This window comes from Serratia sp. YWN4, from assembly GCF_055790845.1.
In genome coordinates, this window is sequence record NZ_CM147696.1 from 5,321,589 (window position 1) to 5,340,684 (window position 19,096).

Below are 19,096 nucleotides of genomic sequence, written 5' to 3' on the forward strand. Positions count from 1 at the left end.
GCTTGGGGTAGGCCTACAACGTGGCAACTTGCCAGGCGAAGTGAATAATTATGCTCAGTTCCAACACCCTGTACGCCGCCATCGATCTGGGTTCCAACAGCTTCCATATGTTGGTGGTTCGCGAGGTGGCTGGCAGCATTCAGACTTTGGCTCGCATCAAGCGCAAAGTGCGTCTGGCCGCCGGGCTAGATCAGCATAATCACCTGTCGCATGAGGCTATGCAGCGTGGTTGGCAATGCCTGAAGTTATTTTCAGAGCGCTTGCAGGATATTCCGTGCGAACAGATTCGCGTGGTTGCTACCGCGACCTTGCGCCTGGCCAACAATGCGGGTGAATTCCTGCAAACTGCCGAAGAGATCCTCGGTTGCCCTGTTCAAGTGATCAGCGGCGAAGAAGAAGCCCGCCTGATTTATCACGGCGTTGCGCACACCACCGGTGGCCCGGACCAACGCCTGGTCGTAGATATCGGCGGTGGCAGCACGGAACTGGTCACCGGTACTGGGGCGCAAGCCGCCCAGCTTTACAGCCTGTCGATGGGCTGCGTCACCTGGCTGGAACGTTTTTTCAGCGATCGCAATCTGGGGCAGGAAAACTTTGACGCGGCCGAGCAGGCGGCGCGCGAAATGGTTCGTCCCATTGCGCCACAACTGCGTGAGCATGGTTGGCAGATTTGCGTCGGTGCCTCCGGCACTGTGCAAGCGCTGCAAGAGATCATGGTGGCTCAGGGGATGGATGAGCGTATTACGCTGCCTAAACTGCGCCAACTGAAACAGCGCGCCATTCAGTGTGGCAAGCTGGAAGAACTGGAAATTGAAGGCCTGACGCTGGAACGCGCACTGGTGTTCCCAAGTGGCTTGTCGATCCTGCTGGCGATTTTTCAGGAGCTGAACATCGAATGCATGACGCTGGCCGGTGGCGCGCTGCGCGAAGGATTGGTGTATGGCATGCTGCATTTGCCGGTCGAACAGGATATCCGCAGCCGTACCCTGCGCAATCTGCAACGCCGCTATCTGCTGGATACCGATCAGGCTGAACGCGTCAGCCAGCTTGCGGCGAATTTTTCTTTGCAGATCGCCAACGAGTGGCAGTTGGATGCACGGTGTCGTGAGCTGCTGCATGCGGCCTGCCTGATCCACGAAATCGGCCTCAGCGTTGACTTCAAGCAGGCGCCGCAACACGCCGCCTATCTGATCCGTAATCTGGATTTACCCGGCTTTACGCCAGCGCAGAAGAAACTGTTAGCCACCCTGCTGCAAAACCAGAGCAATACCATTGACTTACCGCTGCTGAGCCAGCAAAACGCCGTGCTGCCGCGTATGGCGCAGCGTTTGTGCCGTATTCTACGTTTAGCCATTATCTTTGCCAGCCGTCGCCGGGACGATACCCTGCCTGCGGTGCGCCTGCGCGCCAACGATGAAGAGCTGCACGTGATCCTACCGCCTGGCTGGCTGGAGCAGCACCCGCTGCGCGCCGAAACGCTGGAGCAAGAGAGCCATTGGCAGAGCTATGTTCATTGGCCGCTGTTTTTGGATGAACAGCACTGATCTGCTCAGGGCGCTGACGGCGCCCTCTCTTTTTAACTGCCGCCTTTGGCTTTCGCCAGCATCGCTTTCACACTGGCCAAATGGCTCTGCCCTTTCTCCATCCGCTCTTGCGGGCTGATCACCTTACGTTCCGTCTCCCAGGCGAGATCATCCTGCGGCAATTCCAGCAGGAAACGGCTCGGTTCAGGACGCACCAGTTCACCGTATTGGCGGCGTTCGCGGCACAGCGTGAAAATCAGCTCTTTTTGGGCGCGAGTGATCCCCACATAGGCCAAACGCCGCTCCTCGTCGACATTATCCTCATCAATACTGCTCTGATGCGGCAATAAACCCTCTTCCATCCCCACCAGGAACACATAGGGGAACTCCAATCCTTTGGAGGCATGCAGCGTCATCAACTGCACCTGATCCGACTCTTCATCGCTTTCACCGCGCTCCATCATATCGCGCAGGGTAAAGCGGGTGACTACCTGCGTCAGCGTCATGGCCTCATCCAGCTCGCTGCCTTCCAGCATCTCGGTCATCCAGCCAAACAGCGTGTTGACGTTCTTCATGCGCATTTCGGCCGCTTTCGGGCTCGGGGAAGTCTCAAACAACCAGCTTTCATAGTCGATACCGTGGATCAAATCACGCACTGCCGCCACGGGTTCACGCTCCACTAGCTGGGTGATTCCTTCCATCCAGTGCGTGAAACGCTGCAACGATTCCAAACCACGGCCGGTGAGATGCTGGCCCAAGCCGAGATCGAAACTGGCGCGAAACAGGCTTTTGTTGCGCTGGTTGGCCCATTCGCCCAGCTTTTGCAACGTGGCCGAGCCGATTTCGCGCCTCGGGGTATTGACGATGCGCAAGAAAGCGCTGTCGTCATCCGGGTTGGTCAGCACGCGCAGATAAGCCAGCAAATCCTTGATTTCAGGCCGTGAGAAAAACGAGGTTCCGCCGGAAATTTTGTACGGAATCCGGTTCTGCATCAGCATTTTTTCAAACAACCGCGACTGATGGTTACCGCGATAGAGGATCGCATAATCACCGTAATGGGTTTTTTTCACGAAATGATGAGCGATCAGTTCACCGACCACCCGTTCGGCCTCATGATCTTCATTGTTGGCGGTAATCACCTTCAGTTCTTCGCCGTAGCCCAGCTCGGAAAACAGGCGTTTTTCAAACACGTGCGGATTGTTGGCAATCAGAATGTTGGCCGCTTTGAGGATACGTTCGCTGGAGCGGTAGTTCTGTTCCAGTTTGATTACCTGCAACTGGGGGAAGTCTTCCTTCAACAGCACCAAATTCTGCGGGCGCGCCCCACGCCAGGAGTAAATCGACTGATCGTCATCACCCACCACGGTAAAACGCGCGCGGCTGCCGACCAGCAGTTTGACCAGTTCATATTGGCTGGTGTTGGTATCCTGATATTCATCCACCAGCAAATAGCGGATACGGTTCTGCCAGCGTTCACGTACCTCTTCATTGCGTTGCAGCAACAGCGTCGGCAGCAGGATTAAATCATCAAAATCCAGCACGTTGCAGGCTTTCATATGGGCATCGTACAGCCCATAACAGTGAGCAAACAGCTTATCGCGTTCGGAACGTGCTAACCCCATCGCCCGCGGAGGGTCTATCAGGTCATTCTTCCAGTTGGAAATGGTAGAAATCAGCTGCGCCACCAGCGTTTTATCGTTTTCTAACCATTTTTCAGTCAGATCTTTCAGCAATGCCAACTGATCCTGATCGTCAAACAGCGAAAAGTTGGACTTCATCCCCAGCGCCACATATTCCCGTTTAATCACCTCCAACCCTAGCGTATGGAAGGTGGAGATCAACAGCCCACGCGCCTCTTTACGCCCCATGGTTTGCGCCACACGCTCTTTCATCTCCCGCGCCGCCTTGTTGGTAAAGGTCACGGCAGCGATGTGCCGCGCCTGATAACCACATTGGTGGATCAGATGAGCGATTTTGTTGGTGATCACGCGCGTCTTGCCGGAACCGGCACCGGCCAGCACCAGGCAGGGCCCGGTAACGAATTCGACGGCTTGTTGTTGGCTGGGATTTAATCGCATGGCGCTTTATTGCTCGATTTTATGTCGTGGGGAACGGATTGTAGCAGAAAGCGCCAGCGAGACTTAACAGGTATAATGGCGGCAATTTCTGCATGACTGAACGGACAAGATGATGGCAAAAACGGCTTGTGCCCTGCACATTCTGGTAGATAACGAAAAGCTGGCCAACGAGTTGCTGGCCAAACTGAAGCGCGGTGTCAGCTTCGATACGCTGGCACGCAAGTATTCAAGCTGCCCGTCAAAGCGTAACGGTGGCTCACTGGGTGAATTCAACAAAGGCACCATGGTGGCGGCCTTTGATAAAGCGGTATTCAGCATTCCGCTGCTGAAACCCTACGGCCCGGTGAAAACCCAGTTTGGCTATCACATCATTAAGGTACTTTATCGCAATTAAACTCAGGGGCAGCGTTCTGCCCCCTGTTTTTATGGCGCGCTGGTTTCCGGTGCGGCGGTATCAGCCGGTTTGGCTTCTTCGCTGGCCACGGCCGGAGCAGGCGTCATGATGCCGTTGTAGGTTTCCTGCAACTGTTTCATGTTCATCTCCGGTTCACCTTTCGGTTGTATCAGCACCAGCGTTGCGTCCTGCGACAGTTGCAACTTCAGCTCTTGATTCAACGCTTCCAGCGTCAGCGACGAAAGAAACGCCTGGCGTAATTTCTGATATTGCTCCGGCGCAATATCCACCACCCCGCTCTGCTGCGAACGCAAGCGCTGGCTCATCAGGATATCGGTATCCGTGCGAGCATAGGTGGCAAACAGTTTGCTCAGTTGATCGTTTTTCTGCGCCAGCAGCGTATTGAACTCATCTTGTGAGAAGCCGTTCTTGCGCAGATTGACCAATTCGCGGGCAATAAACGCCAAGCCAGTGTTCAGGTTTTCATTCGGCGAATTCAGATGGATCGCACACTGGGCGCGCTGATACTGCACCCGGCAGTCGAAGCCCAACTGAATATTTTTCTGCTCGCTCTTTTGCAGCACCTGCTGGATATGCCAGAACAAGGCTTCGCGTGCGATATCGCTGCGCCAGTAGCGGCTCAGGCTTTGTGAGTCGCGGATCGGATGCCACGGCGAATCCCACATGATCGAAAGCGTATCCTGCTTCACCTGATCGCTGATCAGGCTAACCGGCTGCGGGGGTAATGGCGTCAAGGTCGGCATGGTCGCTGGCGTTTCACGTTTGCCCTTCAACGGCGAAAACGCTTTATTGATCTGCTCACTCAGGCTACGGCTGTCGACTTTCCCCACCACGTATAAGGTCATAGCGTCCGGGGTATACCACTGCCCATAAAATTTCTTCAGCTCATCAATATTGATCGGCTGCTTGATCGGTTGGCCGGGATCGTGCGCCAGCAACGTTGAGTCTTTCAGGCGATAACGCCACCAGGAATCTTTAGGGTCCGGCGGGAAGGTGCCGATAGGGTCGGCACTGGAATTCATCACCGCCTGCACCGTGTGCTCATCAATCGCCAACCGGCCGGTAGTATCAGCCAGCCAGTTCAAGGCTTCTTTCAACAGATCGGGGCGGTTATTCGGCAGGCTCAAATTGTACAAAGTGAAATCATAAGAGCTGATGGCAGGCGGCAATGGCCGTTCGCTGTCCACGCTCTGCTGCCACAGCGAACGTAACTGTGGGTCGGTAAAACTCTCGCTGCGCGCGATCGCAATGCGCGGCAACAGATGGGCAAAACCGATCTGCTGGGAAGACTCCATCAGCGATCCGGTATTCACCATCAAACGCAGTTCAACACGATCGCTCGGCCGCTGCGGCGTATCAAGAATCTGCCAGGAAAACCCGTTCTCCAGTTGCCCTTGCTGCCAGGCTGGGTCCGGTTGTAGTGCTTCAGCCTGCACGCTGCCGCTGGCCGCAGCCAACAGCAGCCCACCCACTAAAAGATGAATTCTGGTGCCCTGCATGTGAACCCCTACTTAATGACTATCCAATTTTTATATGCAAATACGGATATTCCGTTCAATGGAATACTAGGCTGCGCCCAAATTCGTGCGTGGCACAGTCTACAATAACGCCCTAAAGCTTCACGGTGGGGCGGAAAGCGGAAAGTGTACCATTCTGTTAGACCGCGCGCCTTTGCGGATGTCACTCATCGGAGTGAAAAATAATGGATGTCAGAATTTTAAGTACGAAAAGTGTCTACGAAGCGAGGAAAAACAACATCGGCTGCGGGGTGCAGCCGATGTTTCAGTAGGAAAAATTAGGCAGAAGGCAGTGTCTTGTCGGCAGACAGAGCACCAGATTTATTGTTCAGCGTATCACGCAGCTGTTTCTCATCCAGCTGGTTGCACCACTTCGCGACTACCACGGTTGCAACGCCGTTACCCACCAGGTTGGTCAATGCACGCGCTTCTGACATAAAGCGGTCGATACCCAGGATCAGCGCCAGACCCGCCAGCGGCAAGTGGCCCACGGCCGAGATGGTTGCCGCCAGAACGATGAAACCGCTACCGGTAACACCCGCCGCCCCTTTCGAAGACAGCAGTAGTACAACCAGCAGTGTCACCTGGTGCATGATGTCCATGTGGGTGTTGGTTGCCTGAGCGATAAACACCGCCGCCATGGTCAGATAGATCGAGGTACCATCAAGGTTGAACGAGTAACCGGTCGGAATAACCAAGCCAACGACCGACTTCTTGCAACCCAGTTTTTCCATTTTATCGAGCATGCGCGGCAGCACCGACTCGGAAGACGAAGTCCCGAGCACGATCAACAGTTCTTCTTTGATATAGCGGATAAATTTGAAGATGTTGAAGCCGTTGTAACGGGCAATCGATCCAAGCACCACAATGACAAACAGCACACAGGTGATATAGAAACAGGCGATCAACTGGCCCAGTTGCACCAATGTTCCCACGCCGTATTTACCGATGGTGAACGCCATGGCACCGAACGCCCCCAGCGGAGCCAAGCGCATGATCATGTTGATAATGCCGAAGATCACGCGTGAGAAACTCTCAATCACGTTGAAGATCAACTGGCCTTTTTCACCCAGGCGATGCAGGGCAAAACCGAACAGCACGGCAAACAGCAACACCTGCAGAATATTGCCACTGGCGAATGCGCCAATCACGCTGCCCGGAATAATGTCCAGCAGGAAGGGAATGATGCCCTGTTGCGACGCCTGCTCGGCATACACCGCCACCGCTTTGGCATCCAGCGTTCCAGGATCGACGTTCATCCCGGCACCGGGTTGCACCACGTTCACGATCACCAAGCCGATCAGCAGCGCCAGGGTACTGACAATTTCAAAGTACAGCAGCGCGATCGCCCCGGTCCGGCCAACGGCCTTCATGCTTTCCATACCCGCGATGCCGGTCACCACGGTACAGAAAATCACGGGTGCGATAATCATTTTGATTAATTTAACAAATCCATCACCCAGTGGTTTCATCTGGGCGCCGATGTCAGGGTAAAAATGGCCAAGCAGGATACCTAACGTAATGGCTGTCAGCACCTGAAAATAGAGGCTCTTAAAGATAGTTGTTTTCATATGAAATCCTTTGGGGGGAGACAACGCGGCAGTCGGACATTCACTCGTCCGTCCTGTTTATCGCTTGCGCGGAAAATAACACCCACATAACAACATGGAAATAATTTGTTGTCCCCAAAAACGCTTATTGATACGAATTTAAGAGCTGAAACGCGTCAGCTTGGCTGCAAAATTGAAAGCTGCGTACGTTTTTCTTTGCACTAACGCAAAAGAGGTAGGATTGATTCGTGATTTTCGAGCGTTGCAAAAGTACCAGAAGGCCATTAAAAAACTTACTGCACAGGCGAGCAGAATTGAGCCTCAAACGCCACTCGGGGCAACGGCTTGGCAAACAGAAAACCTTGGCCATTGCGAATGCCATGCTGCAAAAGCCAATCGCGCTGTGCGTCGGTTTCGACACCTTCCGCCATCACAGGCAGATCGAGCACCTCAGAGATAGAGCTGATGATACGGACTATCGCATCATCCTCCGGCAGGCCATCAATGAAACTCTTGTCGATTTTAATCAAATCGATCGGCAAACATTTGAGATGATTCAGGTAATTCAGGCTGGAATAGCCCATGCCAAAGTCATCCAGCACGATAGACAAGCCCAAATCATGCAGTTCACGCAGCAACTCCAGCACATGTTCAAGATCGTTCAGGCGCACGGTTTCGGTGATTTCCAGCAACAGCTTGCCCGGTTCGATCTGATGTTGGGCCAGCAGTTGTTTCAGGTGTGGAACAAAATCTTTATGTTGCACCTGAAGCGCGGAAACATTCACCGCCAGTGGCAACCGGATACCTTGCTCCTGCCACTGTTCCAGAATGCGGCAAGACTCTTCCAACACCCAGTTACCGAGCGGGACGATAACGCCCAGCTCTTCCGCCAACGGGATCACTTCCGTTGGCAACACAACGCTCCCGTCGTGCTGTTGCCAGCGCAGCAACGCTTCGGCACCCAGCACCTGCTGAGTTTGCATATCCACCTGCGGTTGCAGAAACAGCGTAAACCGGCGCTGTTCAATCGCCTGTAGGATTTCGCTTTCCTGCGTCAGCCGCTTTTGCGTTTTTTCCGTCAGGCTCGGCTCAAAGAACAGGATCTGGTTCTTGCCCTCGCGATGCGCCGACATCATCGCCGAAGTCGCGCTACGCAGCAGTTGCTCTGCGCCCTCCGCACGAGACGGAAAATGGGCAATACCGATGTTGGCACTGGGCCGTAGCGACATTTGCTCCAGACTCAGCGGCTGATTGATTTCCGCCATAATGCGCCGGGCCAACTGCATGGCATGGAGCGGTTGTTCAATATTTTTCGCCAGAATGGCAAACTCGGCGTTACTCAACTGCGCCAGCACACAGTCAGTACCTATGGAAGTACGCAGTTTTCTCACCATCATCAGCAACAGCGTTTCACGCCTTGACGGGCTGAGCACGCCGGACACTTCGTGCAATGTTTCAATCCCGACCACCAGCAGGTTAAAACGCGCCGGGCGCGAACTGGAAGCCATGTGCTGTTCAAGCAATGCGGTAAACAACACCGAGTTGGGTAATTCGCTAATCGAATTATGGGTACTGAGGCGGCTCATTTCGCTATGCGCTTTGGCCAGCATCTGCTGATTGCGGTTGTAATTGCGCACCAGCAGACCCAATTCGTCATCCTGGTGCTGGGCGGGCAACATCAGTTGGTGATAAGGCATATCTTCCGGAGAGATATTCTCCAGTTCCCGCACCATCGCGCGCAGCGGGTAAACCAGCAACCGATTCATACACCAGGTAATGGCAACGGACAGGATCAGGGCCAGTAACAGATAGGTCGACAACATCGTTGAGAGCGTGCTGAGAATAAACTGGTACATGCGGAACGAATCAGCCTGTAGCACCAGATAAGCCAGCGGTTGAGGATTGGCGGGCACCCGCTCCAGCGAATAAAGCGGCACCGAAATCTGCACCGGTAGCTCAAAAATACGCTCCAGCAGCGCAGGCACCGGCCGTTCAGGCGGAAAATTGGCATGCACGGCCTCAAACTCATTCGGCAATACGATATACGCTCGCGTGAGGATCCCTACCGGCAGCAACGAATTGAGCACGCTCTCGGTTTCCGGCACATCCATGCGCAGCACGGCCTCGGCAAGCGGTTGGCGGACAGAGTGCGCGATGCTCTCCAATTGATGGGCGTAATCATCCCTGCGCTGCTGCACAAAATGGAATAACTGGATCACGATGAAGATACAGATTGTCACCAGCGCAACGCTGGACACCGTTGCCATCTGCTTAATCGTTAATGAACGCCTGACCTGCAAACCTTCTCTCCGCTCATGCGTGCTGCAATAAAAAGGGGCGGATACAGTCTGCTCGCCCCTCGAACCGGTCTGAGTATACGCGATTGCTGCATATTTTTGCCTGGCCAACCCTCTGACTCAAGGCAGAAAAGCGCGGGTTTCAGTATTTTCCTAACTGGAATGCCCACAGGGTAACAAAACTACCCTGTGGGTGACACCCGAATCGACCGATTTCTCGTTACTTGAAATCGGCGTATGGCGTCAGGGGTTGCGGTGGCAAATCGAGATCGCCTTGCCAACCGTCGAACGAGTAACGCAGATAAATCAGAGCGTGGCTTGGCGTGTAGTCTTTGGCCTGCTGGATATCGACCCCGGCCCCCATGGTCCAATGAGAACTGAGGCGGCGCTCGATAATCGCCCGCAGCGTATAACCGATACCAGACGAGGAACTGCCCGTTTCTACATCAAACTTGTCTGGCAGGGAATCGGGGATCAACCCCTGTAACGGATAGCGTTTTTGGTCATTGGATTTCGAATGAGAAATCGACACCGAGCCCCCCACCTCCCAGGACCAGTTCTCGGTACGTTGACGATAGCTCATCGGAATGGCCAGCGAGGCATACTCCTGCGGGCTGTAATAGCCCCCTTGTCCCAGAGAATAACCGCTCAAATCCTTCTGATAGCGCATCAGCAGGGTACTGAGGCCAATAGTAGCGCGGCGGTTGTCCTCGTTGATGACTTTATAGTAATAACCGGCCATCAGGCGCTGGCGCTGGTTATCCTCAACGTTTTGGCCGGTGAGCTGATGGGCGCTGAGATCGGCCCAGACGCCGTTGGCCTCACCGCGATCGTAACTGCCGCTGAGGCTGATACCGGTCGCGCGCACGCCACCCCAGGTGATGCCAGTATTGGGATCGCGTGTGCCGCCAAACGCCAGCAATGAGCTGGAAATCGGCCGACGCGAGAGGCCCAACCGCCAGCCGATATGGTTCCAATCGCCGTTGTACGCCAGACCACCGACCCAATCCACCACGTCAAAACCCATCGGCGTGGTACCCAGATCGGTTTCCCAACGATCGTTTTTCCAACCCACGGCCACGCTGGTGCCGGTGGCTCTCTGCCGCTCGTCGCCGCTGCAACCCACCGTATGACAAGTCCCGAAGGTTTCGAACTGCTTGCCCTGAGCATCGGTAGAAAAGGTGCCCGCATTCAACTGCACGGTATCGGTACGGAAGAAAGCACGGCCGTCAGACAGCGGCATATCCACCTGCAACATGGTGTCGTGCGCCTTGAGATCGGAGATCCCGCCGGTCCCGCTCGAACCCCAATAGTCATGATTCAGCGTGACCTTCACATCCTGCTGGCGGTAAAGATCGGCCGCATCGGAGCGGATACCGCGTTTCAGCCAGTCATCGGTCGGGTTGTTACGCGTTGCACGGGTGTAGCTGTCATTATTCAGCAAAATGGCGGGCACCATGCCGCTGGCTACCATAGCCTGACGATAATCCTGCTGTGCCTCCGTTGGCCGCTGTTGCGCCTGTTCCAAGCGCGCGGCGTCGCGATACACCAGCGCTTTCGCCTGGCCAACGGGTTCGCGCACCGCGGCGGTTTTCAACTGTGTGAAGATGGCGGTCGCTTTCTGCGGTTCACCTACCGCATACCAGGCATTGGCTAACCGACGCTGGCCGTTGAGGGATTCCTCCTTGGGCGGCGCGGTTTGCAGCCGCTGATGTGCCTCCGCCAGCTTGCCTTCGGCCACGTAGGCTTCAATCTCTCCCAGCCGGGCATCCGGGTTACTCGGTTCGCGCAGGCGCACCCGCTGATAATTGGCCAACGCTTCGCTATAGTCTTCTCTTGCCAACGCCCAATCGGCCAGCAGCAGATCGATACGCGTATCCGCTGGTTGCTGGCGCAGATAGGCAATCGCCCCTGGTTCATCGCCAGCGGCACGCCGTTTTTCGGCCTGATCCAGCGTTGCCTGCATTTGCAGGCGTTGTGCCATCTCACGCATATCATCGTTCCACTGCGCTTTCGGCAACGTATCCAGATGCGCCAATGCCTGAGCATCGCGATCGCTGGCTGACAGGTACAGCGCATAAGCATAAATTTGCTGCGGATCGTCAGGCTTTTGCTGCACCAGTTGATAGAACAGCGCATCGGCCTGCTGTGGGTGCCAGTCCTGACGCAAAGCCTGCGCATAGTGATAGGTCAGCCAGACATCGCTTGGGTCCAGCTGATAGGCTTGCCGATATATCTCCACCGCTTGCGACCATTGCTGGTGCTGTGTCAACGCGTCGGCCTGCTGTTTCAGCATATCCAGTTGCAGGCTGTTGAGCGTGTCGCGCAGCTTATCCTGTTGCCTGCGTGGCAGGCCGTTCAGATAGGCCAGCGCCTTTTGCGGGGATTGACGCTGGTAGATATTCACCAAGCCACGTACTGCGCTGCCGCTGCTCGGATCCAGGCGCAGCGCCTGCTGATAATATCGCTCCGCGGTGACATCATCTTTATGGGCCACGGCAACGTCAGCAAGGCCGATCAAGGCACTGCTGTCACTGTGGTCGATCTGCCGCGCCTGCTGATATTTCTGCTGCGCCAGTGGCAGATTATTGGCTTTCAGCGCTTTATCACCCTCATCGATCGCCAGCCAGTAGCGGTTGCTCTTAATCAGGCTTTGCCATTTATCGCTGTCGTAACCGTTCTTATCCGCTTTCTGCGCCTGCAAAAACAGGCTTAATGCTTTCTGGCGGTTACCCGCACGCGCGTAGGCCAAGCCAAGCGCCCCCAGCACTTGTGCATCATCCGGCGTACTGCTCAGCGCTTTTTTCAGCTCTGGGATCGCCGCGTGGCTTCCGCCTTTATCCACCTGCGCCAAACCGGCGATGCGCGCCTGATAGGCGGGATCGGCCAACAGGGTCTGCTGTCTGGCTAATTCCTGCTGCGCGCTGGCGGCCTGATCGCTGCTTTCAAACACACTGAGGAAGCGGTTGAGCGCGCTCACGCTCTGCGGGCTGACCGGCATCGCTTTGATTTTTTCCAGCCACAGATCGGCAGCAGGGCCGCGCCCGGCGGGATCGGCGGCGAGCTGCTGCAAAACGTCGTAGGCCTGTTTCTCCTGATTTTGGCTGAACAACAGCTGTGCCAATACCATCCGCAGGGGAATATTACCGGGGTACTGCTGATCCAGCCGTTGCAGCTTTTGCTGTGCCACAGGCTCTTGCCCTGGCAACCGGGCCACCAGCTTCCAGTATTCCACCGCCAGTTCGAGGGTCGGTGGATCCCCTTGGAAGAGTTGATCGTACTGTGCCTTAGCCTCCGGCAACCGGCCAGCGGCGGCCATCAAACGCGCCTGTTGCAATTTCTGGCGCGTTTCCGGCTGGGTCAGCAACAGGTTCATTTCCGCCTGACGGTAAGCAGCGGATTGTGGAGCGATATTCTTCAGTTTGTCCAACTGCTGTTGCGCCAGCACCTGATTGCCCTGACGCAAGGCCAGACGCATACGTGCCGAAATCACCTCAGGATTGTTCGGATCCATCAGTTCGAGACGATAAAGCGACTGACGCACCAGCTCGTCTTTATTGCTGGCCTCGCCAACGCGCACCTGTTCCAGCAGCCATTGCTCGGGAGCAACGGTTTCTGCACTTTGCGTCGTCAGCGGTAACATCGCCAGACTCAAAGGAAACAGGCACAGCCAGTTTATTCTGAAGCTACGTATCGCCCACATAGCATTTAGTCCCGTTCATCCGGCGACAAGCGGCGACGGCTATAGGCCTTCAGACCACGCCACAGCAACAGCGCCAGAACGACCACCACAAATGTTGCCACGACAGCGAGCCACGCCGGATGCGTCGCCAGCACGTGCCAGACACGTTCCCACCACGGCAGATGGCCGACATAGTAAATGTCTCCCACGCTCAGGCTACTGATACCCGCTTCACGGAGCACCGCCACCGAGCCAAACACCGTGGCACGTTTTGCGCCGTCCAGCAGCGCATTATTCAACAGTTCATAACCGCGAGGGCTATCCGCCAACAGCGCCACGATGCTGCGTTGATCGTTAAACGGCGACTGTACGCCAACAATCGCCGCCATGGCCCCTGCGGAGCTGATGGTGGTTTTGCTGTCTGGCGTTGCGTCATCCTGCTGCACTTTTATCTCCGGCAACGGCAACTGACGCATCGGCTGTTTCACCCAGCTTTGCGTGGCTTCTATCAGCAGGTTGATGTTCTTCTCATCGCGCAGCTCAGGCGGGATGGTACCGATCAGCAGAATATCGGCATCCTTGTCTTTGGCCTGTGACCAGTCATCGGCCAACGTAAAGGCCAACGCCGGATAACCGGTTTGGGCACCCACATTCCCCAACGCATTGAGCAAAGCGCTCACCTGAGCGGGCTGTGGCTGCTTGTTCACCAACACTAAGGTCTGTGACAGATCCGCCATGCGGCTGAACGGGAAACTGGCATTGGCAAAGGCACGCAGATCGGGCATCGCCATAAAGTGCCGATAGCCGGAGAAATCGATGGTGGAGCTGCCGTCGATCACCGCATGATTAGGTGCCACCGAATAGGTTTCGCAACGGTCTGCCGTGCCGCTACCCAATAACGTGGTGTAATCAAAGTCAAAGCGAATCTGGTTAGTCGCCTCAAGTTTCAGCGCCGGAATATTGACGGTTTTCTCGGAAGCAATCAGCCCCTGCCGCAACGGAATACCCAACAGCTTTCCGTCCTGTTCGTTCTCTGGCAACAGCGAGGAAGCCTGCACAAACTGGTTATTCAGGCTGATGCTCAAACGCGAACCATCCTGCACACGCGGAGCGGTATAGCGATATTTCAGCAACATATCGATACCCGTACTGCGGATCAGGAATAAATCTGGCGGCAGATTCATATTCAGTGAGATTGGGCCTGGCTCAATACCGCTGGTTTGCAACTGCCCGGCATATTGTTGCAGCTCGCTAAAGGTCATTGGCCGATCGGTACGTACCCAGTTTGGCGCATCGTAAGGCTGCCGTGGTAACAGTTGCTCAACCTTATCCACCGTCAGGCTCTGGCCGCGGAACAGAATATCGCCCTGCGCGATCCCTTGTACGGCGGTAATCAGATCGTTGTCATCACGGCCCTGTATCAGCAACAGCTTCACATAGGGGTTATTCGGATGACTGACCATGGAAACCGTTGGCCCGTTCACCGGCGGAGCCTCTTTCAGGAAGTCCGGCCGCTGCTGATTGGTCGCAAACACGATCGCATGCTGGTTGGGCAGTTGATTAAACAGCGTTGGGAACGACTGACCGCGCCACTGCGCCTTGCTGCCAAACCAGGAGGCCAGAATGCCTGCCGCGCGTTGCTGCACCAAATCCGGCTGCCCGGCGAACACCATCGGCAGATTTAGCGGGCGACTGTCGCGGTTGTCGAAGAACGGTTCTGGGAAGTGCGACAGATCGTTTTCCAGCGGTAATTTCTGGAAGCGCAGGTTCAGCGAACTGGATTTACTGACGTCCAACCACAAGACGCTGTTGGCCGGATTTTCACAGATATCCTGATAATGGCCGACAAACTCCAAGCGCACGCGGTTAAAATCGCTGACATAACGCGGATCGATCGGCAACTGAACCTGGTTAGTTTGGCCCAATTGCTCCTTGGCAATGGTTCTCACCCCCATCAACTCATCGTTGAGATAGACCTTAATGTGGGATTGCTGTGGGATCAGCGAAGGTGAGGGGGTAAACGTCAGATCGAGCATCGCCTGTGACACCACTTCATCGCTGCGCACGCCAAACTCCACCTGCCCTTGAGGACGCGTCCCACGTAGGGCAAAGGTTCCCGGCGGCGGCGCGATCTGCGCGAAAGGTAGCTGCACATCACGCACCGGTGCGTTCGGATCCTCCGGCACGGCAGGTCTGATAGGCGTAGTGATAGAAGAGCCAACCGCCTCGGCCGCCGGTGGCAGCCCAAGGGCGATCGCTGAGGTCGGTGTTTCCGCCTGAAACAGGGTACTGATGCCTAAGGCCAATGCGGTAAACCAGGTTATTTGTCTCTTCATCATATCATCATCAATGTTAGAACCTGTTCACGGGCGAGCGGTTGCAAAATGCACCGCCTATGCCACAGTCTCTTTCTGAATGAAAGCCGGTTCCCTACCTACGCCTTGGGGGATAAATGACACTATCCAGGCAATCAGCGTGGTCAATCCGGCAATAATGCCGCGAATGATGGGCGGTGAATAATCCGCCATTCGCATGTAACCGTGGATCCCCAGCATCAGTACATCGCGCAGGCTTTCCACCGGCTTATCTTCAGGGAACCCGTCTTGCCACAGTGCCCAGGTATCGGCACGTGCAAAGGTACACTGAATAAATTCAATGTGCTGACGGACAGTCAGATCCTCCAAACGTACGCCAACATGAACGCCACTGGCACGCGTGACAAAGCAGGGGAAACTGAACTCCTGCTGGCCGCGTTTGAGCAATAGCAATACTTTATCCCCGTCCTTCAACTGCTGCGGCACGCGCATTTCAAGGCCAACACCACCGTCAGAGTAATCCCGTAAGCTGCAAGGGAACAGATGACCATCCACCCTTGCCAACGCCGCTGGCATGGCAATTTCTACCCGGTGTGAGCGGCGCATCTGTTTGACTTCCACCGCCACCGCGATGGCACCGCCAAGAATCAGCATGTTGTAAAAGACCCAGACCAGATTGAGCACCACCGTCATGAGTTCCTCGGCCGGGCCGAAGAGAAGACGCCAGGCACCAAACCCGATACCGGCCAGATTCAGGACCACCAGGAACAGATAGGGGCGGGTAATCACCCAGTCGAAATGATCCTGATCTGACAATTCTCCCTTGGCCGTTACGTTAAACTTGCTTTTATGCGGATTGAGCAGGGCTAGCGTGGTTGGCCGGGCGATATACCAGGCCAGAACGGTTTCATAGATTTCCCCCCAGAAAGAATGACGATACTTGCTCTGGATGCGCGAACTGGTCAGGCTGGCGTGGATCATATGCGGCAGGACGTACAGCGCGATCGCCAGTGCCGGGGCATAGATGATGTAGGCGTGTAGCAGCAGGAACACCAAGGGCGCGATCAGGAAAATCAAGCGCGGGCCACCGGAAAAAAAGTGCAGCATGGCGTTGGCATAACACAACCGCTGCCCCAGCTTGAGCCCCTTGCCCAGCAGCGGGTTATCCAGCCGGAAGATCTGCGCCATACCGCGCGCCCAGCGGATACGTTGGCCGACATGCGCAGCCAGGCTTTCCGTTGCCAAGCCAGCAGCCTGCGGAATGCGGATATACGCCGAAGTATGGCCACAGCGATGCAAACGTAACGAGGTATGGGCATCTTCGGTGACGGTTTCCACCGCGATACCGCCAATTTCATCCAGTGCGCTGCGGCGCAACACCGCGCAGGAGCCACAGAAGAAGGTGGCGTCCCACATGTCGTTACCGTCCTGCACTAACCCATAGAACAGGGTGCCTTCGTTAGGCGTCTGGCGGAAACGGCCAAGGTTGCGCTCGAAGGGATCGGGTGAGAAAAAATGGTGTGGCGTTTGCAACATCGCCAGTTGTTTATCTTTGAAAAACCAGCCCATAGTCAGTTGCAGGAAAGATCGCGTCGAGACATGGTCACAGTCGAAGATAGCCACAAATTCCCCGGTGGCCTGCTTCAGGGCGTTGTTAATGTTACCGGCCTTCGCATGTTCATGCGTGGATCGCGCGATGTAATGCACGCCTACCTCTTTGGCAAAGGCCTTGAACTCTGGCCGGTTACCGTCGTCAAGAATGTAGATAGTGAGTTTTTCTTTGGGCCAGTCGATACCCAACGCGGCGTAAATGGCCGGTTTAACCACCGCCAGATCCTCGTTGTAGGTCGGCACCATCAGATCCACCATTGGCCAGGTGCTGATGTCTGCGGGCATCGGTACCGGCTGGCGATTCAACGGCCATGCGGTCTGGAAATAACACAGTATCAGCACCACCCAGGCATAGGTTTCGGCAGCCAGCAGCAACAGGCCACAGACCAGGCTGAACGGATCGCCCCAATTCAGCGTCTCGGTGTAGCGCCACCACAGATAGCGGCAGGAAACGGTGAGCGACAGCACAATCAGCATCAGGCTCGGTAAACGGCCGGGCAAACGGCGCACCATCATGGCAACGGCCCACAACAGCAGCACAAAGATGAACTGAGCCCATAATTCAAAAGGTTGAGAAATGCATAACAGCGCCATCAGCGCCGCAAACACCCCGACGGTAATAAACACGATCTGCCGTACTCGTCGATTCAGTTGGCTGAAGCGTTGCCACAAAAGCCGCCCCATCTCGGCCTGCTGTATTCGCTGTGGGAAACCTTTCATCCCCTTGGCATAACTCCGTTGCAGGCGTTGCCAGCCCTCAACAAAGTAGTGCATTTTGGGTACCGGGCGGCTGTTGCTGTGAGTCATTAACAGCCACAAACCTTGCAGCAGATAACGCAATACGTCTGCTGGCTGCGGACGTTTCTGCGAAATATGAGGGAACCAGTGATGACGATTAGCCCTGATCCTCTGCCAGACCGGGGATTCAAAACGCAGGAAAACCCAGCCCAACATCACCATCAGGGTATTGAAAAAAGCGGCAAAGGGAGAGGCTTTCTTCAGGCGATAAGTGCGATAGCGCGCCTGTACCGCCTCACGAACGGGAGGAATCAGCAGCAGGCTCAATAGCCGACTCATGCCGCCACTTCCTGCAGATTGATCAGGCACCAGTTGGCCAGGGTCACTATTTCTTCAGCGGCCAGGCTCTCCGGCCGATATTCCCCCAGCGGCTGTTTTGCGGCCAACGCTTCGGATAACGCTTCATCGCGATGAACCATCAACGGGATCAACCCGCTCAGCGTTTGCAGCCAAAACTGGTGCAAATCCTCCTGCAATTGGCTGGCGGCGGAATAGTTATTCATCAGGAAGTGGCAACCCGCCGGTAAGGCCTGTTGATGCAGCCGAGCATGGCAATTGGCATCAGGGTTAAGCACCAGGAAAATCGTGTCGGCCAGAGCCAACTGCTGCTGAATCACCGGGCTGTTACCGGCCGGGATATCCAGCAGGATCCAGCGGTATTGCCCAGAGGTTTTTACCTGTTGCAGGAAGTCCTGCCAACGCCCCGGTGTTTCGCCACACTGCTGCGCTATTTTCCACTGTTCAGCCACGCTTAAACGGCCAAACGGCAGAAAATCGAGCTTTTTGCTGTAGCGCATGGCACCTTGCTGCCAGTCAATGTCATCCAGTTCGGCGCGCGCCCAACCACGGGTCAATTCGAAGGGGGTGTTAAAATGCAGCCGCAGTAAATTGTCCGGTGAAAAATCAATCACCAGCACCGATTCCCCTAATTCCTGCAATGCCCAGGCAAGCGCGGCGATCAACGATGTTGTCCCGCTGCCACCCCGCACCCCCTGCAATGCAATCACCGACATAAGTTAGACGCTCCCCGTTTTTTGCGCCAGTTCGGCTAACAATGGCCAGCGATCCATCATTTTCGCCAGTCGTTCCTGACGCAAAATATCGACGTAGTTTAATTCAGGCAAAGAAAATGCGAGGCTTAAGGCCAGTAAGTCATCTTGCATCAGCGGCTGATCCACCGTGCGAAAATGTGATAAATCACCCTTATTCATTCTGCCACCTTCAATAAAGTAGGCTAATGTTAAATGACTGTAGCAACGATCGGAGAAAAACAACCAATAAGATGAATTTTAACGGATATTATGACACAG

11 protein-coding genes are annotated in these 19,096 nt (G+C 55.4%); 2 read left to right on the forward strand and 9 right to left on the reverse strand.

The window, feature by feature from the left end:
- The first annotated feature begins 50 nt into the window (after positions 1-50).
- Positions 51-1,544: an exopolyphosphatase gene (gene ppx / locus ACX9GT_RS24490; RefSeq protein WP_473189114.1), complete on the forward strand. Its 1,494-nt coding sequence runs from the start codon at positions 51-53 to the stop codon at positions 1,542-1,544.
- A 32-nt stretch (positions 1,545-1,576) separates the two neighbouring features.
- On the opposite strand, the gene rep is transcribed toward ppx, so the two are convergent.
- The gene (gene rep / locus ACX9GT_RS24495; protein WP_473189115.1) at positions 1,577-3,601 is read right to left on the reverse strand and encodes a DNA helicase Rep; all 2,025 of its coding nucleotides are present in this window, start codon (positions 3,599-3,601) and stop codon (positions 1,577-1,579) included.
- 112 nt (positions 3,602-3,713) lie between these two features.
- Here rep and ppiC point away from each other — a divergent pair, with 112 nt between their 5' ends.
- The gene (ppiC, locus tag ACX9GT_RS24500; RefSeq protein WP_037401326.1) at positions 3,714-3,995 is read left to right on the forward strand and encodes a peptidylprolyl isomerase PpiC; all 282 of its coding nucleotides are present in this window, start codon (positions 3,714-3,716) and stop codon (positions 3,993-3,995) included.
- 29 nt (positions 3,996-4,024) lie between these two features.
- Here ppiC and ACX9GT_RS24505 read toward each other — a convergent pair whose 3' ends face one another.
- The 8 genes from ACX9GT_RS24505 to bcsR all read right to left on the reverse strand — a co-directional run bounded on the left by ACX9GT_RS24505 (position 4,025) and on the right by bcsR (position 18,949).
- Positions 4,025-5,515, reverse strand: coding sequence for a M16 family metallopeptidase (locus ACX9GT_RS24505; protein WP_473189116.1), 1,491 nt, complete (start codon positions 5,513-5,515; stop codon positions 4,025-4,027).
- 296 nt (positions 5,516-5,811) lie between these two features.
- Positions 5,812-7,104, reverse strand: a complete 1,293-nt coding sequence (locus ACX9GT_RS24510) for a dicarboxylate/amino acid:cation symporter (protein ID WP_473189117.1) — start codon at positions 7,102-7,104, stop codon at positions 5,812-5,814.
- Positions 7,105-7,376: 272 nt separating this feature from the next.
- Positions 7,377-9,383, reverse strand: a complete 2,007-nt coding sequence (hmsP, locus tag ACX9GT_RS24515) for a biofilm formation regulator HmsP (protein ID WP_473189118.1) — start codon at positions 9,381-9,383, stop codon at positions 7,377-7,379.
- A gap of 217 nt (positions 9,384-9,600) precedes the next feature.
- On the reverse strand, positions 9,601-13,074 hold the full coding sequence (gene bcsC, locus ACX9GT_RS24520) for a cellulose synthase complex outer membrane protein BcsC (RefSeq protein WP_473191683.1): 3,474 nt from the start codon (positions 13,072-13,074) through the stop codon (positions 9,601-9,603).
- A 14-nt stretch (positions 13,075-13,088) separates the two neighbouring features.
- Positions 13,089-15,398, reverse strand: a complete 2,310-nt coding sequence (gene bcsB, locus ACX9GT_RS24525; RefSeq protein WP_473191684.1) for a cellulose biosynthesis cyclic di-GMP-binding regulatory protein BcsB — start codon at positions 15,396-15,398, stop codon at positions 13,089-13,091.
- 57 nt (positions 15,399-15,455) lie between these two features.
- Positions 15,456-18,065 (reverse strand): UDP-forming cellulose synthase catalytic subunit, encoded by a 2,610-nt coding sequence (bcsA, locus tag ACX9GT_RS24530; protein ID WP_473189119.1) that lies wholly within the window; start codon positions 18,063-18,065, stop codon positions 15,456-15,458.
- Entirely contained in the window at positions 18,062-18,799 is a 738-nt protein-coding gene (gene bcsQ / locus ACX9GT_RS24535) for a cellulose biosynthesis protein BcsQ (RefSeq protein WP_473189120.1), read from the reverse strand. Before bcsQ ends, bcsA begins: the two co-directional genes overlap by 4 nt.
- 3 nt (positions 18,800-18,802) lie before the next feature.
- Positions 18,803-18,949 carry a cellulose biosynthesis protein BcsR gene (bcsR, locus tag ACX9GT_RS24540; protein WP_473191685.1) on the reverse strand — a complete coding sequence of 49 codons (147 nt, stop codon included), beginning with the start codon at positions 18,947-18,949 and terminating at the stop codon, positions 18,803-18,805.
- Between the last annotated feature and the right edge of the window lie 147 nt (positions 18,950-19,096).